The sequence below is a fragment of the Peptococcus niger genome (assembly GCF_900101835.1).
Lineage (GTDB): Bacteria > Bacillota > Peptococcia > Peptococcales > Peptococcaceae > Peptococcus > Peptococcus niger.
In genome coordinates, this window is record NZ_FNAF01000013.1 from 12,541 (window position 1) to 37,155 (window position 24,615).

General features: G+C 47.9%; 19 protein-coding genes and 2 tRNA genes. 1 reads left to right on the forward strand and 20 read right to left on the reverse strand.

Features of this window, described 5'->3' with window-relative positions; translation table 11 throughout:
- Positions 1–36: 36 nt before the first annotated feature.
- Genes mfd through ispE form a run of 5 tightly spaced genes read right to left on the reverse strand, consistent with a single transcriptional unit; the run spans position 37 to position 7,369 of the window.
- Positions 37–3,546: a transcription-repair coupling factor gene (gene mfd / locus BLQ16_RS08285; RefSeq protein ID WP_091792271.1), complete on the reverse strand. Its 3,510-nt coding sequence runs from the start codon at positions 3,544–3,546 to the stop codon at positions 37–39.
- Between the two features lie 51 nt (positions 3,547–3,597).
- Positions 3,598–4,146 (reverse strand): aminoacyl-tRNA hydrolase, encoded by a 549-nt coding sequence (gene pth, locus BLQ16_RS08290; protein ID WP_091792272.1) that lies wholly within the window; start codon positions 4,144–4,146, stop codon positions 3,598–3,600.
- Positions 4,146–5,090 (reverse strand): ribose-phosphate diphosphokinase, encoded by a 945-nt coding sequence (locus BLQ16_RS08295; RefSeq protein WP_341443796.1) that lies wholly within the window; start codon positions 5,088–5,090, stop codon positions 4,146–4,148. Before BLQ16_RS08295 ends, pth begins: the two co-directional genes overlap by 1 nt.
- Positions 5,091–5,119: 29 nt before the next feature.
- The gene (gene glmU / locus BLQ16_RS08300) at positions 5,120–6,472 is read right to left on the reverse strand and encodes a bifunctional UDP-N-acetylglucosamine diphosphorylase/glucosamine-1-phosphate N-acetyltransferase GlmU (RefSeq protein WP_091792274.1); all 1,353 of its coding nucleotides are present in this window, start codon (positions 6,470–6,472) and stop codon (positions 5,120–5,122) included.
- A 12-nt stretch (positions 6,473–6,484) separates the two neighbouring features.
- A complete protein-coding gene (ispE, locus tag BLQ16_RS08305) occupies positions 6,485–7,369 on the reverse strand; it encodes a 4-(cytidine 5'-diphospho)-2-C-methyl-D-erythritol kinase (RefSeq protein WP_091792275.1) in 885 nt (294 codons plus the stop codon).
- A gap of 144 nt (positions 7,370–7,513) precedes the next feature.
- Here ispE and BLQ16_RS08310 point away from each other — a divergent pair.
- A tRNA-Leu gene (locus BLQ16_RS08310) sits at positions 7,514–7,599 on the forward strand.
- 76 nt (positions 7,600–7,675) lie between these two features.
- Here BLQ16_RS08310 and BLQ16_RS08315 read toward each other — a convergent pair.
- The 15 genes from BLQ16_RS08315 to cydD form a co-directional block, all read right to left on the reverse strand.
- Positions 7,676–9,148 (reverse strand): aldehyde dehydrogenase family protein, encoded by a 1,473-nt coding sequence (locus BLQ16_RS08315; protein WP_091792276.1) that lies wholly within the window; start codon positions 9,146–9,148, stop codon positions 7,676–7,678.
- 130 nt (positions 9,149–9,278) lie between these two features.
- Positions 9,279–10,919, reverse strand: coding sequence for a ribosomal protection-like ABC-F family protein (abc-f, locus tag BLQ16_RS08320; RefSeq protein WP_091792277.1), 1,641 nt, complete (start codon positions 10,917–10,919; stop codon positions 9,279–9,281).
- Positions 10,920–11,742: 823 nt separating this feature from the next.
- Positions 11,743–11,813: transfer RNA gene (locus BLQ16_RS08325), tRNA-Cys, on the reverse strand.
- Positions 11,814–11,952: 139 nt separating this feature from the next.
- The gene (locus tag BLQ16_RS08330; protein ID WP_091792278.1) at positions 11,953–12,462 is read right to left on the reverse strand and encodes a ferritin; all 510 of its coding nucleotides are present in this window, start codon (positions 12,460–12,462) and stop codon (positions 11,953–11,955) included.
- A gap of 93 nt (positions 12,463–12,555) precedes the next feature.
- Complete coding sequence (locus BLQ16_RS08335; protein WP_091792279.1) at positions 12,556–14,004, reverse strand: sensor histidine kinase; 1,449 nt, start codon at positions 14,002–14,004, stop codon at positions 12,556–12,558.
- 2 nt (positions 14,005–14,006) lie between these two features.
- Entirely contained in the window at positions 14,007–14,705 is a 699-nt protein-coding gene (locus tag BLQ16_RS08340) for a response regulator transcription factor (protein WP_091792280.1), read from the reverse strand.
- 1 nt (position 14,706) lies between these two features.
- On the reverse strand, positions 14,707–16,020 hold the full coding sequence (locus BLQ16_RS08345) for a hypothetical protein (RefSeq protein WP_091792281.1): 1,314 nt from the start codon (positions 16,018–16,020) through the stop codon (positions 14,707–14,709).
- Between the two features lie 52 nt (positions 16,021–16,072).
- The gene (locus BLQ16_RS08350) at positions 16,073–16,819 is read right to left on the reverse strand and encodes an ABC transporter permease (RefSeq protein WP_200781903.1); all 747 of its coding nucleotides are present in this window, start codon (positions 16,817–16,819) and stop codon (positions 16,073–16,075) included.
- Positions 16,809–17,534 carry an ABC transporter ATP-binding protein gene (locus BLQ16_RS08355; RefSeq protein WP_091792283.1) on the reverse strand — a complete coding sequence of 242 codons (726 nt, stop codon included), beginning with the start codon at positions 17,532–17,534 and terminating at the stop codon, positions 16,809–16,811. Before BLQ16_RS08355 ends, BLQ16_RS08350 begins: the two co-directional genes overlap by 11 nt.
- Before the next feature lie 16 nt (positions 17,535–17,550).
- Entirely contained in the window at positions 17,551–18,561 is a 1,011-nt protein-coding gene (locus BLQ16_RS08360; protein ID WP_091792284.1) for an ABC transporter substrate-binding protein, read from the reverse strand.
- An 8-nt stretch (positions 18,562–18,569) separates the two neighbouring features.
- The gene (locus BLQ16_RS08365) at positions 18,570–19,670 is read right to left on the reverse strand and encodes a Nif3-like dinuclear metal center hexameric protein (protein WP_091792285.1); all 1,101 of its coding nucleotides are present in this window, start codon (positions 19,668–19,670) and stop codon (positions 18,570–18,572) included.
- A complete protein-coding gene (locus tag BLQ16_RS08370) occupies positions 19,651–20,358 on the reverse strand; it encodes a tRNA (adenine(22)-N(1))-methyltransferase (RefSeq protein ID WP_091792286.1) in 708 nt (235 codons plus the stop codon). Before BLQ16_RS08370 ends, BLQ16_RS08365 begins: the two co-directional genes overlap by 20 nt.
- A complete protein-coding gene (gene pgeF / locus BLQ16_RS08375) occupies positions 20,355–21,179 on the reverse strand; it encodes a peptidoglycan editing factor PgeF (protein ID WP_091792287.1) in 825 nt (274 codons plus the stop codon). The genes BLQ16_RS08370 and pgeF overlap by 4 nt, the downstream gene beginning before the upstream one ends.
- 9 nt (positions 21,180–21,188) lie before the next feature.
- Complete coding sequence (cydC, locus tag BLQ16_RS08380; RefSeq protein WP_091792288.1) at positions 21,189–22,934, reverse strand: thiol reductant ABC exporter subunit CydC; 1,746 nt, start codon at positions 22,932–22,934, stop codon at positions 21,189–21,191.
- Positions 22,903–24,612, reverse strand: a complete 1,710-nt coding sequence (cydD, locus tag BLQ16_RS08385) for a thiol reductant ABC exporter subunit CydD (protein WP_091792289.1) — start codon at positions 24,610–24,612, stop codon at positions 22,903–22,905. Before cydD ends, cydC begins: the two co-directional genes overlap by 32 nt.
- Positions 24,613–24,615: the final 3 nt, after the last annotated feature.

Genomic DNA, 24,615 nt, shown 5'->3' on the forward strand with positions numbered 1-24,615 from the left:
TTCAATTGTCGAGATCTGTCCCTTATTATAAGCGGTTTAATCGACTACCGCAATCTTTTGCATGCCTTTTAAGCGTTCTTTAATTGAATCTACATAAGTTGCCGTTAAACGTTCTTTTAAAAGCGTCAATTTCACTGCCAGCTCACCGCTTTGGTTGCCAATGGTAATATTTTTATAAGCTTGAACATAGGCCATCAGCGCAGGCATGGAAATCGGTGTATCCGGATAAAACATCAGCTCTAGCTGATTATGACGTTGCTTGATTGAGCGAATGCCCAGTTCCATGGCCAGCAGTTTCAGGGAAACCAAAGCCAATAAGTTCACCAGGGGCTCATCAAATAAACCGAACCGGTCTTGCAATTCATCAGCCAAGGCCGCCAGTTCTTCTTCACTTTCAGCTTGCTCTAGTCGCTTATACATGCCCAACCGCACCGCATCGTCAGGAATATACGTTTTTGATAAAAAGGCATTCATGTGTACGTCCAGTTCGACAGTATGCTTTTCTTTAACGACCTGGCCGCTCTGCTTGCGAATGGCTTCATCCAAAAGCTGCATGTAGAGGGCAAATCCAACATCGGCTACATGACCATGTTGCTCGGCGCCTAGGATATTTCCGGCACCACGCAGTTCCAGGTCTTTCATGGCAATGCGGTAGCCGGAGCCTAAAGCGGTGTACTCCTTTAAGGTATTAAGCCTCTTTTCAGCGATATCGGTCAGCATTTTATTCCGTTCGTAGGTCAGATAGGCGTAGGCGATGCGCTTGGAACGGCCCACCCGGCCGCGCAATTGGTAAAGTTGGCTGAGGCCAAAGCGGTCTGCATGGTGGACAATTAAGGTGTTTACATTAGGAATGTCCAAGCCTGTTTCTACAATGGTGGTGCAAATTAAAATGTCGTATTCCTGATTGACAAAGGCCATCATCGTTTCTTCAAGCCGTCGATCTGTCGACCGTCCATGGGCAATGGCCAGCCTGGCTTCAGGCACCAAGGTCTGAATATGCGCGGCCAATTCATTCAGTTCGCTGACGCGGTTATGAATGATGTAAATTTGTCCGCCTCGGTCCAATTCCCGGCGGATGGCCTGGGTCAAAATGGCATCGTTAAACTCAACAATATAGGTCTGTATGGGGTACCGGTCTGCCGGCGGCGTTTCAATAACGCTCATATCACGCAGGCCGACCAGTGACAATTGCAGGGTCCGCGGAATCGGTGTGGCAGATAAGGTCAACACATCCACATCCGTCTTCAGGGCCTTAATGCGCTCTTTATGGGTAACGCCAAAGCGCTGCTCCTCATCGACCACCAGAAGGCCTAAATCGTTAAACTTAACCGATTTACCCAGTAATTTGTGGGTGCCAATAACCACATCTATTTTGTGATCGCGAAGGTCGGCCAAAATTCCAGCCGTTTCTTTAGCGGTATTGAAGCGGCTAAGCACGGCCACTTTTGCCCCATAGGGGGTAAAGCGTTCGGAAAAGGTTTGGTAATGTTGCTGCGCCAATACCGTGGTCGGCACCAGTACTGCCACTTGCTTGGCATCGCAAAAGGCTTTAAAGGCTGCACGCACCGCCACTTCCGTTTTACCATAGCCGACGTCTCCGCATATCAGGCGATCCATGGGCCTGGTCCGCATCATATCTGCTTTGACGTCTGCAATGGCTTTAAGCTGATCATCCGTTTCCACATAGGGAAAGTCCGCTTCAAAATCACGCTGCAAATCACTATCCGGCGGAAAGGCATGCCCCGGCTCCTGCTCGCGCTTGGCATAAAGACGAATCAATCGGTCCGCCATATCTTGCACAGACTGGGTCACCCGTTTTTTCGTACGCTGCCAGTCACCAGTACTCAAGCGGTTAAGCTTGGGCTTCTGCCCTTCATGGCCGATGTACCGCTGCAAGAGGTCAAACTGGGACACTGGAATATACAACTTGTCCGTGCCGGCGTATTTAACGATGAGGTAGTCTTTTTCCACGTCACCGATTTTTTGGTGCTTCATGCCTAAAAATTGACCAATTCCGTGTTGGTCATGCACCACATAATCGCCAACGCTCAACTCTTCCGCACTGTCGTAACGGTCTGCTTCATCTTGGCTCCGCCGCCGGCGGCGCTGTTTTTTACTACCGGTGAGCGCTTGCCGAAGCGGCAAGACAACCAACCGCTCTTCCCAAAAGATACCGCCCACAGCCAAGGGACTCGGCTGCAAATAAAGTCCTGGCCGCTCAGCCAGGTCCAGTGTATCCACAAAAGGAAGATCATGGTCTTGCAAAAAAATGCGAAATTTTTCTCTGATGGCTTGGTCATCATAAAGCGCTAAAATCCGCATGCCCAGGTCACGCCACCGCAATAATTCGCTTTCAAGTAGGTTCAGTTGATTAAAGTAGTGGGGCAAGGATTCTGTCCGGTAGAGGCTGTAATGAATGTCTGTCCAAATCTTAGGCACTCTCTTTAAGACCTGAAAGGCCAAAACCGCCTGGTTGGCAAACAGGGGTTTAAAATCCTCCGCCGTAAGATAGCTATCCCACTGACCCGGCAAAACGATGCCCTGGGTGAGCAAGTCGGTAAATTGCAGATGACGTTCTTCATCCGAGGCCAAAATATCGTCTTCAATCCGGTTCAGTTCATCAAAAATAACGAAGGGCCGCTCCTGATAATAATCCAAAAGCGTGGTGATTTTGTCAAAAAAATACCCGCGAAACAAGTCCAGCTCTTCATCGGCATTGGCTGATTTGAGGGCCGCGTAAACGGGGGCCAAACGCGCTCTTAAATTTTGTGCAGCCTGTTTTTCAGTTTTGCCGTTAAATTGTTGCACCAGGTCTTTTTCCGCCTCTTTGATGCGCTCTGTCCACCTTGCCGCCAAGTTGGAATCGACAAAAACCTCTCTGGCCGGCGTCAGCACAACTTCTTCCACCGATTTAACAGAGCGCTGATCCCGCGGATCAAAGAAGCGCATTGAATCAATTTCCGTATCAAAGAACTCAATCCGGATCGGTTCTTCATAAAGCGGTGAAAAAACGTCTAGAATCCCACCCCGCAAAGAAAACTCACCACTCTGTTCCACCACCGGCTGATGGCGGTAGCCTTTCTCGACGAGAGAGGCCATTAAGGCTTTCAGGTCAATATCTGCATTAACGGCCAATGCGGTGCTGTGCGCCATCCAGTCAGCGCAGGACATCAAACGCGCTTTCAAGGCATCCGGGGTCGCAATAATGATGCCATCATAGCCCTTCTGGCTGACCTGCGATAAAATGCGCACGCGCGCATTGGCCACTTCCCGGCTTTGCGCCAACACTTCAAAGGCAATGGCCTCCATGGGCAAAAAAAGCTCTACCGGGCGCTGGGTCAAGGGCTCCAGTAGGTCGCGCAAGCTTTTGGCCCGTTTTTCCGAGGCACACAAAATAAGCACCGGCCCGGCTTGGCGGTTGATGGCTGCGGCCATAACCAAGGCCCGCACCTCATCTTCCAGACCACTATAGGTGATTTTTTCGCCGTACGTCGGCAACTGGGGCAGACAGATTAAGTTCGTCAGTGTCACCGATTGGGTGCTCATCTCATCCCTCCACGTCAAATAGGTGGACGTCCTAGGACCCCCACCCTGTGTTTAATTGTATTCATTCATGGCCCGATCAATGCCCACATCCAGCCATAGATCACAAGCCTGGACAAGGGTGATCAGCGCGTCGTCAATTGCTGCCCTCTCCTGCTTGGAAAAGGGCGACAAGACGTGACCGATCACATTGTCTTTTTTCCCAATGCCTATTTTTAAGCGGTCAAATTCCTTGGAATTGATGCATTGGATAATGGACTTAATGCCATTATGCCCACCGGATGAGCCGCGCCTTTTAAAACGGACCTGGGCCACCGGTAAATCCATATCGTCATAGATGATTAAAAAATCATCCAGTTGGTCTGCATAGTAATCAATCAGCTGCCACACCGCATCGCCGCTTAAATTCATAAAAGTTTGTGGTTTGACCAAAAGCACCTTTTCGCCATTGTGAACACCACGGCCGGTCAAAGCGCTTTTTTCTTTCTTATCAACCACTAGGCCCCAGGCATCTGCCAAGGCATCAATGGCCATAAAGCCTACATTGTGCCGCGTGCCGTCATATTTTTTCCCCGGATTCCCCAATCCGACAATCATTTTCATTAACGAAACATCCTGCTCACAGACGCATCTTGGAAAATACGCATGATGGCTTCAGCAAACATTGGGGCAACCGATAAAACTTCCAGCTTATCGCACTTTAAGTGTCCGGTTGGAATGGTGTTGGTCGTAACCACTTCTTTCAAACCCGATTGATTAATCCGGTCAATGGCCGGGCCTGAGAGGACCGGGTGGGAGCAGGAAGCGTAGATATCTTTTGCACCACGTTCATGCAAGGCATTCACCGCATTGGTCATCGTACCGGCAGTATCAATCATATCGTCAATCATAATGATATTTTTACCCTTAATATCGCCGATGATGTTCATCACTTCAGAGACGTTCGGCATGGGACGGCGTTTATCAATAATCGCTAAAGGCGCTTCCAACATCTCGGCTAAAGTCCGTGCACGACGTACTCCGCCCATATCCGGAGAGACCACACAAATATCCTTTAATCCAAGTTCTTTATAGTATTCAGCAATGATGGGCGCAGCAACCAGGTGGTCCACCGGTACATTGAAAAAGCCTTGAATCTGCTGTGCGTGCAAATCCATGGTTAAAACTCGGTCAACACCGGCTACAGTTAGAAGGTCTGCCATCAACTTAGCGGTGATTGGCTCACGGCCACGGCTCTTGCGGTCTTGGCGGGCATAGCCGAAATAAGGAATAACAGCTGTAATGCGTCTAGCCGAAGCCCGCTTTAAGGCATCAATCATAATCAACAGTTCCATAATGCTGTCATTAACCGGTGAACAAGTGGATTGGATGAGGAATACATCACACCCGCGAACACTTTCATCAATGTTCACGTTTAATTCGCCGTCACTGAATTGCGTATTACTGCTTTTACCCAATGGAATTCTCAAACAATCTGCTACTTCTTGCGCAAGCACTTTAGAGGAGCTGCCGCTAAAGACTTTCAGATGTCGCAAATCTTTTTCCAAAGGAAACTCGTACATGGTCTCTGCCTCCATTATTTGTCCTTGTTCCAATCGTCGCGTGTTTTTAATTTATAATCCATAAAGCTCAGGGACTCACCTTTGACATCTTTTCTAATGGTGGCACCTGCCGCAATATAGGCGTGTTGACCAACGGTGACCGGGGCAATCAAATTGGTGTTGCTGCCGATGAAAGCATGGTCTTCAATCGTCGTACGGTATTTTTTCTTGCCGTCATAATTACAAGTAATGCTGCCACAACCGATGTTAACACCACTACCGATGTCCGCATCACCCATATAACTCAAATGAGGGATTTTGCTCCCCTGGCCAACATGACTGTTTTTCACCTCAACAAAATCACCGATTTTAACTTGGTCGGCTAAAACCGTTCCGGGACGTAAATAAGCAAAAGGCCCAATATTTACCCCCTTGCCCACTGTCGCATCCCAGATCACCGTCTGCTTGATGTGGCAATCTTGGCCAATCTGCGCATCGATTAATTCACAGTTCATGCCGATGACGGTGCCGCTTGCTACGCTGGTATGGCCTTTTAAGGCAACCGGGGCCTCCAAAGTGACATCCGCCTCCAAGCTGACATCCGATTCAATGGTAATTGCTGCCGGATTGGTCATGCTGACCCCTTGGTCCAACCAGTGATCGTTGATGCGCATTTGCATCAAGCCTTGTGCCCTTGCCAATTGCTTGCGGTTGTTAACGCCTAGCGACTCATTGGCATCAGGCATTAAAAATGCATCGGCGCCGACACCTTCTGCATGTGCCGAAGCGATCAAATCCGTTAGATAAAGCTCCCCTTGGGCATTATCCGTTGTCAAGGCCTGAATAGCCCGACGCAAGAATCCCAGGTCAAAAACATAGGTCCCGACATTGATCTCTTGAATTCCTTTTTCCTGCTCATTGGCGTCTTTTTCTTCGACAATCCTACAGACCGCACCCTTTTCCCGGACGATGCGACCGTAACCGAAGGGGTCTGCCAATACGGTGGATAAAACCCTTACCGCTGCAGGATTGCTGGTTTCTGTTAAGGCCTCTAGCGTTTCCGACCGCAGCAAGGGGGTATCTCCACAGGTCACCAGCACCTGCGCCTGATCAACATCTGTTACAGCCGCCAGGGCCACCTGGACCGCATGGCCTGTGCCAAGCTGTTGGTCTTGTTGGACATAGGTCACCGAGTCGCCTAGAATCTCCTGGATTTCATCTGCACGGTGCCCGCAGACAACATAAATGGTTTCATAACCGGCATCTCTCACCGCATCACAGACCCAGGCAATCATCGGTTTCCCGCACAACTGATGGGCTGCTTTGGCGTGGGCAGACTTCATCCGCGTTCCCTTGCCCGCCGCCAGCACGATAGCAATTTTCTGCATTATCTCCCTCCCTTAGCTGATTACAATACGCCGTTTCAAATCATTTTCACTAACCGTTGATGTTAAATAAATCACCGGAAAATGCGATTTTGCCCTTTGATAAAAACGCCAAGCCGCTTTTTCTTCTGTAAAAGCGGCAAAAACGGTCGGCCCGCTGCCGCTCATCAGAACATGCTCAGCGCCCAAGCTATATAATTTTTCTTTCACACTCTGCACTTTAGGATACATTGAAAACGTTGTTTCTTCAAGGTCGTTATACAAAGAATTTAAAATAGCCGACACATTTTGACCTTTTATATCCGTTAAGAATTCCCTTAATCGGTCAGCCGGTGCCTTGGCTTTTTCCGGACTGGAGTAGGCCTGATAGACCTTAGCCGTTGATACGCCAAAATTTGCTTTAATCAAAACCAGATGAAAAGGCTGCAATAAGGGCAGCGGCTCAATCAGCTCGCCGCGTCCGGTGGCCAAAGCGGTCCCGCAGGACAGGCAAAATGGCACATCAGATCCGATTTCCGCCGCATAGGTCATCAGTGTTTGTTGGGGTAAGTTTAAGCGGAAAAGGGCATTTAAGGCCAATATCACCGCGGCGGCATCGGTTGAACCGCCCGCCATCCCTGCTGATACCGGGATACGTTTTTCCACCTTAATGGTCACCGGCGGCAGCTCCAGCTTGGCCTGCATCAACAAGGCCGCCTTCAAGGCCAAGTTTGAGGCATTATTCGGCACATAGGGGCTGTTTGTAAAAATATGATTGGCATGAGCCTCTGCCACATGAATGCGGTCGCTTAAACGTACGCCCTGCATAATCATATTTACGGCATGATAACCGTCTGGACGTTGGCCAAGCACCTCCAGCAATAAATTGATTTTACCAAAAGCTGCCACCTGCACTTCCATCAAACCGCCTCCTCGCCTCTATTATAGCAGGCAAAGGCCGGACGGTCATCCTTACGACTGCCTGATTTTACAAAAGCATGGTATTTCAGCCTTTGTGCTTGACATTTTAAGTGTCACCGCCTATAATTCGATAGTAAGCTTTTTGCCGGAGTGGCGGAATAGGCAGACGCACGGGACTTAAAATCCCGCGAAGGTAATACTTCGTACCGGTTCGACCCCGGTCTCCGGCATTTTTTCTATGAATACAAGAAACCGACCTAAAAAAGTACCGAGCCTCATGGCTCGGTACTTTTTTTGTAAGCACATTTATTCCGGGAACCGAATGGTTGCCACCGCTCTTTCAGTGAAAAATTCAATGCCATCATGGCCTTGTGCCTTCAACCCGGAGCCTAAGAGAGAATCTTTCGTGCCACCAAAGGGCAAATACGGCATGGCCGCCGGTACGCCAATATTGACCCCGGCCATGCCAACGTCAATACGGTTCAAAAATTCTTCCGCATAATGGCCGCTTTGGGTAAATATGGCACCACCATTCCCATAACGAGAGCTATTCATAAAAGCCAAGCCCGCTTCAAAATCCGCCACTTTAATCAAAGACAGGACTGGCCCGAAAACCTCCTCTTGAGCAATGGTCATTTCCGGCGTCACATCCGCCAGTATGGTGGGTTTGACAAAGTATCCCTTTTCCAGTCCGCTGGCCATCTCCGGATTTCGTCCGTCTAAGATAAGCTTGGCTCCTTCGCGAACAGCCCCCTCAATATAACCGTTAATCCGTTCCACGCTTTGCCGAGAAATCACCGGACCCATATACACTTCTTCATCACGTGCATCACCAACAGGCACCGCCTTGGCCATTTCAACAATCTTCTTAACCATGGCATCATAGCAAGCCGCTTCAATCACAACATTTGATCCAGCCATGCAACGTTGTCCTGCTGCGCCGAAAGCCGAATTTTGCAATTGTGCCAAAAAATCTTCTACTCGGCAATCTTTTAACACCAGGAGCGAATTTTTTGCCCCAGCCAATACCATGGCCCGTTTTTTATTTTGAGCCGCTTTTTCTGCAATATGCTGTCCGACAGTCGTTGACCCGACAAAACAAATTCCTTTAATTTTTTCCGCCGCTAAGAGGGCTTCACCAACCCGGTAATCACCGTTGACCAGGTTAACAACCCCTTTCGGTAACTCGACCTCATCAAAAATTTCCATCATCCGTTGCATAAAAAGCGGCGACTGTTCACTAGCTTTATAGACAATGGTATTTCCGCACCCGATGGCGTAGGGAATAAACCAGCCAAAAACCAAGGCCGGAAAATTAAACGGAGATAAACCGCCGATTGGCCCCAGGGGCTTGCGCAACACTTGCCCACGTGTACTTGCTGAAATTTGAAACGTTTCGCCAATTAACATATTGGGCAGGCCACAGGCATTCTCAACAATTTGAATAACCCGTCCCACTTCCCCTCGGGCATCAGCGATATGCTTAGCCTGGTCTCTTGCAATGATTTGGGCCAACTCCTCTTGATACGCCACCATCTTATTGCGAATGGCAAAAAGATACTTGCAGCGCCTGCCGGCGTCCACGTGCCGCCATTTTGTAAAGGCTTCTGCAGCAACATCCACCGCCCGTTCCACCTCTTCAGCAGGTGTCAATGGCACATTACCAATCTCCTCCCCTGTAGAAGGATTGTACACCGGTAACCTCTCCTCCGTTGCCGGCCTGCTCCATTCGCCGCCGATTACATTACGCACATCAATATAGTCTTTTCTGTAATCCATTGATACCACAAACTCCTTTCAAAATAAGCTGATAATTCTAATTAAACTTATTCTTATTATATCTGATGACTGCAAAATGTACACAAATAAATCATCCGGATAAGAAAAAAGCACCTGCAACTGCAGATGCTTATAAGTTTAAAAACCACAAATAAGGGATTAAAGAGTTGGCTATTTTTTTCATTTTGATGAGATTGTTATAGGCTGCTGTTAAAGCAAGGCGTTCTTTTTCGGGAATATCCATTGAGAGCCTAGCATTAATCGCCGATATCCGAAAATCCCTCAACAGACTATCCCCTGTCCTTCTATCATCTGTAGATATTTTCTTATGACTTTTATCATACGCTTCTAGATTACCTTTAAAATCAATTATTTTTTTATCCTTAATCATCAAAATTGACGTGGCGATATGGTTGATAAAAGCAACATCATGGGTGACAAATAAACAGGGCCTGTCATACGCTTTAAGAAATGCTTCCAAACTTTCCAAGGCTTTGATGTCTAAAAAATTAGTCGGCTCATCCAATATTAAATAATTGAAATCTGCTGTTAATAATTTTGCCAACTTTACTTTAGCCCGCTCACCATCGCTTAAAACAGCCACTTTTTTATATACATCGTCTTGTTTGAAGCCCAGTCGCGAAAGAATGATGCGCGTCATTGTCTCATCATATATAGATGTGTCGGTTAAGTTATCCAAAATATTTCTAGAAATATCCAGCATGTCTTCGGTCTGACTATAGTAACCAATGTTCAATTTCGGGTGTACCCAAATATTGTCTTGCTCTCGTATCATCCGCAACAACGTTGTTTTACCGGAACCATTTGGACCAAGGAGGGCAATTTTGCTCTCATTTTCAATGGCAAATGCTGCCTCTTGAAAAATAAGCTTATCGCCAAATTTTTTGTCCAAATGCTCCGCTCGGATTAAAATTTTAGCGTGCAGTTTTTCTATTTCTGGAATGGTTAATTTTATTGGAAGGCTCTCTTTCGGCTTTTCTTTTATCTCCAACTGTTGCAGCTTTGAAGCAACAGCCCTCGCCTGTTTATCCAATTTCTTTTTATTCTGCTGGCCACCCATCTTATGAAGTCGGGCTTCTGAGTTCCCCATGCGCTTGGGAGTTGTTCTTACAGCCCGTGACTGCTTTTGGATATCAACGGCCAATTTTTCTAATCGTTTCTTTTCGCTTACATAGTGCGCATATTCTTTTTTTGCAAACTTATCTCTTTTTACTTTCTCATCCTGATAAAAGGCATAATCACCGTTAAAAACCTCTACTCTCCCATTCACCAATTCAAAGATTTCATCACAAGTCTTACTAATAAAATCCCGATCATGAGAAATAACGATGAAGCCTTTTTCCCTGGTTTGAAGTCGCCTAACCAATTCATCTTTCTTTTCAATATCCAAATGGGAGGTTGGCTCGTCAATCAATAAAAAGCTTTTTTCTTTCGACAATATATTCTCAAGTCGTCTGTATTGATATTGGCCCGGGCTATACGGTTTCTCACAAGTGCCAGAAGCTGAACCGTATGCCCTAGCAATGTACTCCTCATCCATATCATTGAAAAGATAGTCAATCGACGTATGAACAGATACAGAACCGCTATACTCCTTATCAAGACCTGCTAGTATTTTAAAGAAAGTGGTTTTCCCTACGCCGTTATCGCCGATTAAAGCAATCTTGCGATTTTCATGAATCCTCAAGGCCTCCACTTCAAACAGCCTTCCGCTTGCAACTGTTTTGACCACACGATTAAGGCTTATCATAAATCCTCCTCGTAAATATTGAGAGGATTTCTCCCCTCCTACAACATCGCTACATCAACTTGATAAACCATTTATCGCTACCTCCAAATCTTGTAATTATTACATAATATACCACATGCCACCTATTTCAAACACCATCTGGTCGTTATAGTAAGGACATCCACAGTGGCTTTAGCCACGCACACAGGTATCGTTTTACAGAAACCCAACAGATTTAACATCTGTTGATGGCGTATTGGTCTTTATTTGCATTTATATAAAATTTCAGGGGTACTTTATTATAAGTGCTAGCTTCCGACCCATGAAAGATAATTCATCATAATCATCAAATAGTATCGCTTGACCTTATATTTATTTTTGTGCTTTAAACAGGGATTACCCCTCCAGCTGTCTCTGCACCCTCGGTATGTACCTTGACATACACTCATAGGGCTTACCTTCTCTTTAAACGGATTGGCCGACTTTAGATTTCCATTTTTCCGTGCTATACTAAGGCCTGCAAAAGGACACCGACTTGAACGACAAGGGCCCAAGCTTAATCGCCAGGTCGATGCCAGCAACCAGAACCCACGGTTTTAATTCTTCCCGCATACGCGGGGGTGATCCCATGATACTTATGTAAGAGGGGTCTATTTTTTATTTTTCCCCGCACACGCGGGGGTAACCTGGTGGTAAAAACAGTGGAACAAGCACAATAGCCCCAAATATTATTGTATTTTGTCCTGCCGGCAGACTCGCCATCGCGTGTAAGCTGGGAGGACAAAATTATAAAACACAAAAGCGGGTCCCGAGACTTATCTCGGGACCCGCTCCACTAACGTAAAGGCGACACCCAGATTCGAACTGGGGGTGAAGGATTTGCAGTCCTCTGCCTTACCACTTGGCCATGTCGCCGTGTCAAATGAGTGACAACAAGATTATTATAGTTTCAAAAGCGTCATATGTCAAGCACTTTCGCCGTTTAACGCTGTTAAACTTATTAAAACTAAAAAGACCTGCCGGCATCTGCCAGCAGGTCTTTGCACTTAATGGCTTAAGCTATGGTTGGTTCAACAAAAGTACGTGCAAGTAAGTCTTGGTTCATTTCCCAAAGGGCATGCTTGTCTTCGCCAAAGATTTCGTAGCGGTCAATTAAGTTTTGAGCGTTTACTTCTTCTTCATATTGTTCACGGATAAACCAATCTAAAATTTGGCGGGTACGGTAGTCATTGTCCTGCACCGACAATTCGTACAGGTTATTGATGGAGGCAGTGATTTCCTTTTCGTGTTTTAAAGAAGCTTCCAAGGGGGCTTTGTAGTCATTATATGTTTGGCCCGGTTTGGCAATGGATTCCAAGTTGACGTGACAGCTATGGTCTAAAAGATAGTTAACAAACAACATGGCATGGGCCATTTCTTCTTTGGCTTGGACGTTAAACCAGTTTTGGAAGCCATCCAGCGATTCGTCTGCATAATAATTGGCCATCTCCAAATACAGGTAAGCAGAGTAGAATTCTTTGTTGATCTGCTGATTGAGGGCTTCTGTCATTTTTTCACTTAACATGTAACCGTCTCCTTATTTTTTCGTCTTCGCGTTTATCGTTACTGACTATTACATACCCAAAAATGTTATTTTAAAACAAAAATCGACCGGCGGTTAAGCGTCGGTCGATTTTCGTTTAGAAGCGGTATCGGTCATCATGCTGTCCTCCAAATCGCGATCGGCAATCGGCAGAACAACAGATACTTTTGTACCGATGCCACGAATGCTGTCGATGTATAAGGTGCCCTTGTGAAGCTCAACAATTTCGTTGGCAATGGATAGGCCTAATCCGGTGCCGGATTGTTTGGTGGAACCTTTGTAAAATTTTTCTTTTACGCGTACCAATTCTTCAGAGCTCATGCCGGGCCCATTATCTTCTATTGTGATGACGACTTGGTCATCCAGCATGTGAGATTGAATGATAATTTCCGCATTGGGCCGTCCTTTTACAAACTTAAAGCTGTTGTCAATAATATTGATCAGTACTTGGCGCAAGCGGTCTTCATCCGCAAGAATGATGGGCTCTTGGCTATCCAAATGGAGACGCATAATGACATTTTCCTGGTTGGCCTTGGCTGCAAATTGGTGATAAATGCCTTTAAGCAAGTCGTCCAACCACAGGGTGTCAATGTTTAGCTCAATCCGATGGGACTGTAATTTAGAAAAATCCAGCAGGTCGTTGACCAAATGAATTAACCGGTTGGTTTCCCGGTCAATGATGTCAATCCCAAGCTGAACGGTTTCATCGTCTTTGATGTTATCATCAATGGTTTCCGCCCAGCCTTTAATGGAGGTCAAGGGCGTCCGCAATTCATGGGAAATGCTCGAAATAAAGTCGGTTTTTGCCTGGTTACTGCGCTGTATTTCGTCGGTCATTTTATTAAAAACGTTGGCCAAATGACCAATTTCATCGTGATAGTAACGTTTTGCTTTGACGGTCAGATTACCGGCGGTCACTTCCTGGGTGACCCGGATCAGGTCTTTAATGGGCACCAATATCCGATGACTCATCATATATCCCAATAAGGCGGCAACCAAAAGAATGGTTAGCCCTAAAATCAGCGCCATAACCGCATTGCTCCGCATAACACTGTGGGCGGGGGCCATGGAACTGACGTAACGTAAAACACCGACGACTTGATCCCTGTCTTTGAGGGGCACGGAAACGGACATAATGGATTCATTGGTCTTGGTCCTGCCACGCCATATGGCTGTATCCCCCAAGAGGGCTTCCTCGTAATCTTTGCCCAGCGTAACATGGCTGGATTTATTGCCGGTGTTGTCAATGATGAATTGTCGATTAGGCCCGTAAACTTCTACCAAGGCATTTTCATCGACTTTCATGTTTTCGTAAATATAGGCCGCTTTATCGTCAATGGTGCCGGCCGGCGCATATTTATCGTACATAGTGGCACTTGCTTCAGCATGATTAACTAAAGTTTGGCTCATACCAGACACGTAGTACTGATAAATGGCCATGCCAAATAAGCTTTCTAAAACAAGAACGGTAATGAGGCTGATTAAAACATAGCTATAGGTCAGTTTCCGCCCTATACTCGGCACCTTCAGTCACCACCCCACCAGCGATATCCGTAGCCCCATACTTTTTCAATAAATTTAGGTTCCGACGGATCGTCTTCAATTTTTTGGCGAATTCGCCGAATGTTCACATCGACGATTTTAAAATCGCCTACATAGTTATATCCCCAAACGTTGTTTAAAATTTCATCTCTATGGATGGCCTTGTTGGCATTTTCCATAAAATATTTGACCAGAGAGAATTCAATTGGTGTCAGTTCAATCTCTTCGCCATCTTTGGTGAAACGACGCTCATCAACAACCAAGCGAAAAATACCGGATTGAAGTTCATTTTCATCTTCCTGGATATCGTCCACCTGAATGGATAAGCGGCGCAGCAGGGAATTGATACGTGCCAAAAGCTCTTTTGGACTAAACGGCTTAACGATGTAATCATCTGCACCGGCTTCCAAGCCTTCAATTTTATTATCTTCCTGTCCTTTAGCCGTCAAGATGATAATGCCCAGCTGCGGGTACATTTCTCGTGCTTGCCGGCAAACTTGAAAACCGTTGATGCCCGGCAGCATCACATCAAGTAGCACAACGTCAATGCTTTCATCCAGACGCTCCAGCGCTTCTTCACCGCTGCCGGCTTCAATTACATCAAAGTTATTGCGCTTTAGGTTAACTTTTATAAAGCCGCGAATGGCTTCCTCATCTTCAACGACTAAAATTTTTGTTGCCATTTTACTGGCCTCCTTCAATACGAAATGCTTCTGCAATATCAGCAGTGGTTATTTTTGCTTTGCCAAAGCTGTCTTTACCCAGTTTGGCCAAATAAACCCGCTGATTTGAGGGCGATGCGCCAAGGAATAGATAGTCTTGCTTTAAGGCATCAATATCCACATTTTTATCGACTTCACGCGTCATAACCGTAATGGACGGCTCGCCGGTATTATTATCTTTATCGAAAAATTTAAGCTGATTATTACCGCTTTGCGGAACATACTGGTACTGCAAACTCGCCAACCAAGGAACGGGAATGTTAAAGCGATAACCATCTGCCTTGTTATCAATGTAGGCTTTAATCGGCGTCAATCCGGCGTTACCATCCCAGGTGTTCCAAATCTGTAAAAACTGGCGCGGTTCCATTTTTGAGGCATCCGTAGGCGGAAGAACAGACAAGACATCCAAAACACCATCTTCATTGATGTCGCGAATCATCCCTTCCGGCTGCTCTGCTAAAGCATTAACGTATAGTACCTCACGTCGCAATTGTTCCCGCAACACCTGATCTTGGTAGCGTAAAAGGACAATATTCAGGTTGTTGAAGTCTGAACTCAAGGCCAAATACAAGCCGTTTTCAGCAGAAGCAATCGGCCCGTATTTCATTTCTTGGCAAAAACCATCATATTGCTTACGGAAGATGCGATTAATGCGATTATCCACCCAATCATAAATATTGATATCTGTTCGTGGCGATTCTTGTGCCGCATCGGTTAGAGCAGTAATCAAATTCAGCCGATTATTGCCTTGTAAAGGGGCAAAGGCCAAGTGGGTGTAATTGATTTGGTCCACCAAAATCAACCCCTCTTTGGCATCTGCACCGAAAATGTAGAGGGTATTATAAGCACCGCTGTCAATGCCGAGGAATAATTCTTCCTGGCCGTTGCCATCCAAATCGTAGGCTTTGAAATAGGATACCGACCGACCGGACAGCCGTTTCTGGTCCCAAACAACCCATTGATCGCCTTTCTGCTTCTGTAAAATATTGATCCCCGTTTGGTAGCCGTTATTTTTCGCCCAAAAAACAATTTTTTCGTCAACCCCATCTTTGGTCAAGTCCAAATTGATGTAGGGGGCCGGGTTATCCATCTTGCCTGGAACCACCAAATGCTCGTCGTCTGCCAGTAAGGACATAATGATTTTGCGTTCTTTCAACTGAGCCGTATCGGTGGCCGGCGCTGTGATTAGGGTTTCCGGTTCTGCCAACACCATGGAACAGCCGGACAAAAAAGTCAGCCCGACTACTAAGCCTAAGGCCAAGGCACGTTTTTTCATAAGCGCCTCCTTTTTGCTCACATTATACTGAAAGATCTCCCATGATACAAGTTTATATCTTTTGAGTTCTTTTCCAACGACACAAACGGCGTTCAACCAGGCCAATCACTTCATAAAAGAGTACGCCCAAGAGCGAAAGTGCAATAATGGCGCCATACATAGCCGCATAATCACGCCGCTCCATCCCATTTAAGATAAGCGTCCCCAGGCCATCAAAAGAAGCAAAGGTCTCTGCAAAGAATAGGACTGAAACCGCCGTTCCCATGCTAACCCGCAAGGCCGTCAATAAGTCGGGCAAGCACCAAGGCCAAAGCAAATGTGTAAACATGGCCAGGGGGGACGAGGACAGCATCCGCATGGCTAAGAGGCTTTCCATCGGGACAGATGTGGCCGCATCGCGAACCACAACTAGAACCTGGAAAAAAATAATTAAGGCAATCAAAGCTATTTTCGGTGAATTGCCCAGCCCTAAAAGGACCACAAAGATTGGTAAAAGGACCACTTTCGGCACTGGGTATAAAATAGAAATAAAGGGATCCAAGAGTGCATTAATCCGCTCATGGCGTCCCATCAAAAGTCCGGCCGGTACGGCAAAAACCAGCGCCAGCGATGTACCGGCTAAAACGCGCGCACTGCTGATGGCAAAATTTCTTGCTAAGTCACCACTTTTTGCCAACAGTAAAAAGCCTTTAAAAGACGCTGCCGGCGTTGGTAAAAAAGGCTTGTCTACCACTAAACTCAGCAAGTGCCACAATACCAATAATATAAATGTTGCTACAAGAGCTGACTTAACTTTCATGGAGCCCCTCCCGCAAGGCATCGGAAATGCGCATCGCCACAGCTGCGTCATCCTCCTGGTCCGCTTTTTTATGCAATAAGGCACTGCCACTGCCCTGCGGATACAAGAGCAAAAAATGATCCGCCAGGCGCACGGCTTCATCAATTTGGTGGGTCACCAAAACGGAGGTCATATCATGTTTTTGCAAGAGGTCCATCAAAAACAATTGCAGCGTATCGCGCGTAAAGGCATCTAAGGCTGAAAAAGGTTCATCCAGCAACAAAACTTCAGGGCGTGTCATCATGGCACGCCCCAAAGCAATACGCTGACGCTGCCCGCCGGAAAGGGCTTGCGGATAAGCATCTGCATAGTTTTCAAGTTGTAGATGACGCAGCATTTCTTTTCTCGCCAGTTCGCGTTCTTGCCTGCCCAGGCCTTGCAACCGCAAGGGCAGCTCAATATTCTCCGCCACTGTTTTCCAAGGAAAAAGCCCGTAGGTTTGAAACACCATTTGAATGGACGCATCCGGCGCCAACAGATCTTTGCCCTGATACTGTACATGCCCCTCCATCGGCTGAATAAGACCGGCCAACAGTTGAAGCAAGGTGCTTTTCCCGCTTCCTGAACGGCCGATAACGGCCCAGCGCTCACCGCCCTTAATCTGCAGAGACAAATCTTTCAATACAGGTTGATCGCTTGCATAATTAAAGTTCAAATGCGTCAATTCATAGATCATGATTACTCCTTAGCATCTATTTAATAAATTGTTGGTCCACCATTTCCTCATAAGTATAGGCTTTGTCAATCAATTGCCGCTGAACGAGCCAGTCCGTGACACGTTTAACCTCTTCCTTGGTTGGCACTGCATTTGGGGTATATGTCGGCATCCGATAAGTGGACTTAATCGCATCCGGCACATGAGCATTTTCAAGGGCCAAGGCCTTATATTGATCCGGATGGTCATTAATGCGTTTCATGGCGTCAAAATAAGCTTGAGTAAATTTTTTCAGCATTTCCGGCTGGTTTTTAATGCTGTCTGCTGACGCCAAAACCACCGATTGTGAAAAGTTTTTATCTAAGCTTGTATCGTCAATGACCGTCTTGGCCCCTTGGGCCACAGCAGCACTGGCCAATGGATCCGGCAATATGGCCGCATCAATGTCGTTGCCGGCAAGCAAGGTTTCCATGCGCAGCATTAAATCCGGCATATTGACCCGTTCAACGCTGTCGCGGTCAATCTTGTAGTAATCCAGATACTCGTCCAAGAGAAAATCCATCATGGTGTTATTGGAGATGGCCACCCGTTTGCCAACCAAATCTTCCGGTGAGGTAATGTCGCTTTTTGGAGAGGATACAATTAAAAAGCGTCCTTCTTCAGGATTAGCGCCAAATGCATAAGAAATAATCCGTGTGTCCGTCCCGCTTTTTTTCATCAGCCCTTGAACAATCATGTCATTCATGACCACATCCAACTGACCAGCTTCAAAGGCCTTGGATTGATCAATACTGCTTTTAAAGGGGAAGAGCTTAACATTAACACCGTATTTTTTAAACAGGCCGTCTTTTTCAGCGACGACAAAGGGCAGGACATCATCAATAGAGAGGACCCCAACTCGCAAGGTAGCATCGCTCCCATTATCAGATGCAGCAAGGGAAGATTGGCCGCTGGCCTCTACCGGTGCTTTCTGGCCACCACAAGCGGTCAAGATGCCAATCGAAAAAGCCAACAGGGTTACTACAGAAAAAATCTTTTTAAAATTCATATAACACCTCACATAAATTGATTTTTTTCTTGTCCATCAATCATAATATCCACTTGGTCACCAAAACAATTTTGCAAGTGGTCCCGAACTGCCGACAAGACCGGTCGCTCGGTGGCAAAATGGGTCCCGTCAATCAGAGCAATGTCCAATTCCATCGCTTTCTGAAAATCGTGGTAACTGAGATCACCGGTGACATAGCAATCGGCACCGGCAGCTTTAGCTTGGGCAAGGTAGCCGGATGCGGCACCACCGCAAACGGCCACCCGTTGAATCAACCGTTCCCTGTCAGGACTGGTTCGCACGGCTGCCTTCAAATTTTTCGCCACTTGTGCGCTGAACGTTTCAAGGGACACAGCAGATGGCAATTGGCCAATGCGTCCCAAACCCAACGCCTTACCTTGCTTTTCTTCCCGGAAAATATCGTAGGCAACTTCTTCATAGGGATGTGCTTTTTTTAACGCTGCACACACATCAGCCAGGTTTGGTTCAGAAACCAACACTTCCAGACAGTGTTCGGCAACGGTAGAAACATGACCGGCCCTTCCCAAGAAGGGTTGAGCTTGCTCTCTTGGACGGAACTGCCCCTCGCCAAGCACTTGCCAGGCACAACGGTCATAATCGCCCTGTGCGCCGGCACCTGCGGCAAATAAGGCTTTTTTGACCACTTCCAGGTGGGTTTCCGGGACGAAAGCACGCAATTTGTAGAAGCCCTCTACCCTTTCCACCGTAAGCGGTTTAAGGTCTGTCAGGCCCAAGTGTTCGGCCAATACATCGTTAACGCCGCCCGGACAAATATCCAAGTTGGTATGTGCTGAAAAAAGAGCCATCTGTCCACGGATCAAATAGGTCAGTTCTCGTGCCGGAGAGGCCGTTTCCGCCAGTGATGCCACTGGTTTAAAAATAAGCGGATGGTGGGTAATAATCGCATCACATCCCTCGTTCCGGGCGCGGGTGAGCACATCCATGGTCGGCGTCAATGCCAGCCAGACCTTGCGAACTTCCTGGCCCGGATGACCACAGGCCAAGCCCGGATTATCCCAGGACTCTGCCAAGGCTTGCGGCGCCATATCATTCATTGCCGATATGACATCAGCCATTAAAACCGTCATATTCTTCCTCCCAGCTTTGCCAAATGCACAGCAAATAGTCAATTTTTGCTTGAACTGCCGGATTTTCTGCCGCCACCTTACGCATATGCGCCAGAGCCCGCTGATCAGCCTCTTTTCGCCAGGCCAAATATTGCCGCGTGAACAGATCCTCTCCAGCGGCCAATACTGGCCCTAAGTGAATGGCCACATCACTTAACGGGGGGCCAGCAGACCCGGGCTCCAAGACAATCACCTCATAAAAATAACCATTTTCCATGATAACGCGTTCATCGACAATCCTGAATTGATGTTCAGAGGCCCACCGACGCACCATCCAGGGCGACCGCTGGGGTGAAAGAATGAGCCGCTTGGCCTGGTCCACCACCTGCGGCACCTGGTCCAGCATTTTTTGGATCAACTTACCACCAACACCGGAAATAACGATCACATCACATTCTCCAGGCGCCAAAATTTCCAAGCCATTTCCCTGGCGAAAAATCAACCGTTCACTTGAAAGGCCTTCCGACTGCGCCGCAACCTTTGCGCGGCGCAAAGGCTCCGCGCGCAAATCAGCGGCAATGGCCTTGGACACATGGCCACGTGCCGTTAAAGACCGGGCCAAGAGGGCATGGTCACAGGCAATATCTGCAAGGGTCCCCCCTTTTGGAACGTAAGCGGCAATAGCCTCCAACCGTTCAGACAGGCTCATCGTTGACTGTCCAGCATAATGAAAGCCCCCATGCGGCCGGTTTCACCGGCACTGCGCCGGTGAGAAAAGAACAAATCCTGCCGGGCGAATGTACAGAGGTCAACGTGACCAATATTCGTCGGTAAGACACCGGCCGCTTCCAGTTGCCAGGTCAGCGCACGGCGAATATCAAACAAGGCCCTCTCCCCATTGCTGCTCTGCTTGAGAAGGTCCATCCAGTCGCCACTATGGGCCATTACCTCTTCAATCACTTCTGTTGACACCTCAAAGGCCTCTTGAGCAATGCAGGGACCAATCACCACTTCAAGGCGCGCCGGATCACTCTCAAAATAGAGCTGCATGGCACGCGCTGTCTTGGCCGCAATACCGGCAAGAGTACCACGCCAGCCGGCATGGCAGGCACCGATGGCGCGGTGAATGGGGTCAAAAAACAAAACGGGCGGGCAATCTGCAAAGGTCAAAAACAAGGCACAGCGCTCGGCCTGGGTAATCATGCCGTCTGCTTCCGCCGACGAAGAATCAACGCTTAAAAAACCTGTGCCCCGATCTTCCGCACCAATATAAGCCACCTCATTGCTGTGCACAAAGGACAAGCTGACCGCTTCATCTGCCGAAATACCAAATTCACCCATAAAAAGCGACCGGTTGGCACGAACATTGGCCGCATCATCGGCTGTTTTAAGCCCCAGGTTCAGCCCCCGGTAGGGATGGGGGCTCACACCGCCGAGGCGCGTGGAAAAGGCATGAACAAATCCCCGATGCCGTTGCCATTCGGGGATATCCAGCCAGGTTATCTTGCCATTAGTCTTTAATTCAACCATGTGCCCTCCCTAAATACGTTCCTGCTCCAACTGCCATAAGTCACGATATTCCGCCGAATGCTGAATGAGCTCCACATGTGAACCACTGGCTAATATTTTACCATATTGAAACAGGCAAATAAAGTCAACAAGGGGTAACGTTTTTAGATCGTGACTGATCAAAATAACCGTCTTGGCCTGCGCCCAAGTCGCTAAAAATTCTTCCAGCATGCGCGAGGTGACGCCATCCAAATTGTGCAGGGGTTCATCCAAAATAACAACAGACGGATTTTGCAAAATAATGCGCGCCAGTGCCAGGCGCTGCCGCTCACCGCCGGATAAGCGGCAGCCATTTTCCAGAATAGACGTATCCAGCCCATCTTCCCAACTGGCAACCAAGTCGTACAAGTGAACGTCTTTAAGCACTTGCCAAAGCTCTGCGTCATTTGCTTGAGGATCGGCCAACCGCAAATTATCCCGCAAGCTTGTATTAAAAAAGGATGGCGTTTGTTCCAAGTAACCGATGTGCTGACGCAGGCAGGTTTCGTCGATGTCATCCAAAGGCACACCGCCGATTAAAATTTCCCCTGTATCCGGCCGCCACAGGCGAAGCAGCAAACGCGCCAGACTGGTTTTGCCGCTGCCACTGCTGCCCACAAAGGCGACATGACGTCCATAAGTAATGGCTAGGTTAAGGCTCTTCAATACAGCCTGGTCCGCCCTATGATAATTAAAAGAAAGGTTTCTTATGTCAATATCCCAGGAAGCCGGTTTTCGCTCACCTTCTGCCGGCATATCCGCCGGTGGCTGGATCGCGGCCAGGTCTTTTGCCGCCTCTATGGACATCCAACATTCCCGAAGGGCTTGTGGCATTTGATTAACCGTTTCAAACGATGCCATGGCCACCAGGGTCAACATTGGCAACACCCAAGGCGACAGTTCACCTTGATGAACCGGCGGCAGCGTGAAAAGTAAGACCACCAGAGCCGTTTCGTGTGCCACAAATTCCAAACCGTGAATGGCCAAGCGCTCCGTCCAAATTCCCCTGCCTTGTTCATGTAAGTCTGCTTGTGCCAGCGCATCCACCCGGTCTTGACGGTCATCACCGCCGGCGGATGTTTGCCATTCAAACAAGCCATGCACCAGATCGCCAAAGGCATTGGACAAGGCATCCCGCAGCTGGCGACGTTTATGGTCAATTTGTATTTGCCGGCGGACCGTTGCCAGTGGCACAGCGATAACGGAAAGGAGTAAAGCCCCTGCTAGAAAAGCGCCAGCCGCCGGAACGAAGAGAGCCGTATAACCAGCAACACCTAGAATTACAAGGGCAGTGCCCAAGGGTAGGGATACCACCCGCAAATAAAAGAATTTCAGGATTTCCACATCGCCAATCAACCGATTGTACAGTTTGCCTTCAGAGTACCCTTGTACGCAGTCCGGTACCAAAGGTTCCAGCCGGCGGTACAAGTCTTCCCGCAGACCGGTGAGCAAGCGAAAGGCAAGGCTATGGTTAAAAAGACGTTCAGCATAGCGCAAAGCCGCCCGGGCCGTCCCGAAAAACCGTACCCCGGTAATGAGCGGCATCAAGAGCAAGAGTTCCGGCTTAAAGGCAGCCCGCGTCAGCAGGACGCCGGATGTCGCCAAGAGGCCCACATTGCCGAAAACTGTGGCCGCCACTAAAAAGGCACCGAGAAAAATCCGATATTTCATCGGCTGCAAAAGTCCCAGTAAAAATGCCCGCGCTTCATGCATGTCTTTCACCTCCCACCAAGGCATAAAAAGCCCCCTTCTCTTGCATCAGCGTCCGGTAATTGCCTTGCTCAATGATACCGCCATGCGACATAACCAATACCTTATCCGCGTCGCGAATGGTGTGTAAGCGGTGCGCGATGATAAATGCCGACCGGTCCGCCAGCAACGTTTCCAGCGCCGCCAGCACCTTTTTCTCACTCTTCAAATCCAGATGGTCTGTCGGTTCATCTAAAAAAATGGCTTCCGGCGAACGATAAAAAACTCTGGCCAAAGCCAACAAGGCTGTTTGCCCGCCGGATAAGGTGTGTACCCCCTGTCCGACAGGGGTATCCAGCCCTTCCGGAAAGTCGGCAATAAGCGTGCTTAAACCGGCACGATCAGCAGCTTGGCGAACTTTTTCTTTATCAGCTGCCTGGCACATGGCGATGTTTTCGCCAATCGTTTCACGAAATACATGGGGGTCTTGCGGCACAAAACCGATGGAGGGGCCCCAGTTACCGCCCTTTTCGGACAAGGGCTGGCCATTGCGTAAAATGACCCCTTCCGTTGGCCTTAAGAAACCCAAGGCCAAGTGCATGAGCGTCGTTTTCCCGCTGCCGCTGGCCCCGACAAGAGCTAATTTTTCGCCGGCATGCCAACTGAATTGAATGTTTTTGACCGCTGGTTGGTCTGCTCCCGGATACGTATAGGATACATTTTTAAATTCTAAGCTTTCAAAAGCTGTCGACAGCTGGGCCTCAGCCGGCATCATATCCGGACGCGCCAAGAAGGCATAAATATCCTTTGCCGCTTCATCTGCATCCAAACCTGCATGAAAAAATCCGCCCAGTTCACGCATAGGTTGATAATATTCCGGGGCCAGAAGCAAAATAAAGAGCGCCGGCAGGTAAGTTAATTCGCCGTTGACCAACCGTAGGCCAAGCCCTACGGCAACAACGGCAATAGACAGGGTTGCCGCCAGTTCCAACACCAAGGCCGATAAGAAGGCCCAGCGCTGTACCCGCAGCGTGGTGATCCGATAAGTTTCGCTCACTTGGGCAATCCGCTGCCCTTGTTGCCGGCTTCGGCCTAAAACCTTAAGGGTTTCGAGCCCGCGCAGAACATCTTGCAAGTAGGCGGCAAGGGTCAATAATTTGTCCCATTGTAAGCGCGTCATACTCTGCGTCCATTTACCGATTAAAATCATAAAAAATGGAATAAGCGGCAAGGTCACCATCAGTATAAGCCCGCTGATCCAATCACGTGGTAAAATAAAAATCAAAAAACAGACAGGAATGGCACAAGACTTGACCAGTTGTGGCAGGTAGCTATGAAAATAAACCGCCAAACTGTCAACGCCTTCCAGATAAGTGCTCATCAACTTGCCGATTGACACCGATTGCGTTTCCAGTGGATTGGCTCGCCGTACTTTTTCCAACAAGGCCCGACGCAATTCTCCTTGAACTTTTTCGCTCAAACGCAGACCAAAATAATCTGACATTGCCCGCGCAAGAACTTTTAGTCCCAACCCGACCAAGGTCCACAACAAGTTTGCCCAGAGCGTCTGTTCATCGGCATGGGTAAAAATAATGCCATTGATTAGTGAGGCCAGAGACCAATATTCCAACACTGTGGCAAAAGCGCCGACAAGGGCTAATAGAATGGTCCCAACAAAAAAGCCGGGCGCTTGTTTTAATTCTTTTACTAAATTTTTATTAACCAATAG

Bases quoted from the DNA above. Each gene is read 5' to 3' on its own strand.
- mfd (WP_091792271.1), bottom strand. From the start codon at position 3,546: ATGAGCACCCAATCGGTGACACTGACGAACTTAATCTGTCTGCCCCAG.
- pth (WP_091792272.1), bottom strand. From the start codon at position 4,146: ATGAAAATGATTGTCGGATTGGGGAATCCGGGGAAAAAATATGACGGC.
- glmU (WP_091792274.1), bottom strand. From the start codon at position 6,472: ATGCAGAAAATTGCTATCGTGCTGGCGGCGGGCAAGGGAACGCGGATG.
- ispE (WP_091792275.1), bottom strand. From the start codon at position 7,369: ATGGAAGTGCAGGTGGCAGCTTTTGGTAAAATCAATTTATTGCTGGAG.
- BLQ16_RS08315 (WP_091792276.1), bottom strand. From the start codon at position 9,148: ATGGATTACAGAAAAGACTATATTGATGTGCGTAATGTAATCGGCGGC.
- abc-f (WP_091792277.1), bottom strand. From the start codon at position 10,919: ATGATAAGCCTTAATCGTGTGGTCAAAACAGTTGCAAGCGGAAGGCTG.
- BLQ16_RS08330 (WP_091792278.1), bottom strand. From the start codon at position 12,462: ATGTTAAGTGAAAAAATGACAGAAGCCCTCAATCAGCAGATCAACAAA.
- BLQ16_RS08340 (WP_091792280.1), bottom strand. From the start codon at position 14,705: ATGGCAACAAAAATTTTAGTCGTTGAAGATGAGGAAGCCATTCGCGGC.
- BLQ16_RS08345 (WP_091792281.1), bottom strand. From the start codon at position 16,020: ATGAAAAAACGTGCCTTGGCCTTAGGCTTAGTAGTCGGGCTGACTTTT.
- BLQ16_RS08350 (WP_200781903.1), bottom strand. From the start codon at position 16,819: ATGAAAGTTAAGTCAGCTCTTGTAGCAACATTTATATTATTGGTATTG.
- BLQ16_RS08355 (WP_091792283.1), bottom strand. From the start codon at position 17,534: ATGATCTATGAATTGACGCATTTGAACTTTAATTATGCAAGCGATCAA.
- BLQ16_RS08360 (WP_091792284.1), bottom strand. From the start codon at position 18,561: ATGAATTTTAAAAAGATTTTTTCTGTAGTAACCCTGTTGGCTTTTTCG.
- BLQ16_RS08365 (WP_091792285.1), bottom strand. From the start codon at position 19,670: ATGACGGTTTTAATGGCTGATGTCATATCGGCAATGAATGATATGGCG.
- BLQ16_RS08370 (WP_091792286.1), bottom strand. From the start codon at position 20,358: ATGAGCCTGTCTGAACGGTTGGAGGCTATTGCCGCTTACGTTCCAAAA.
- pgeF (WP_091792287.1), bottom strand. From the start codon at position 21,179: ATGGTTGAATTAAAGACTAATGGCAAGATAACCTGGCTGGATATCCCC.
- cydC (WP_091792288.1), bottom strand. From the start codon at position 22,934: ATGCCTTGGTGGGAGGTGAAAGACATGCATGAAGCGCGGGCATTTTTA.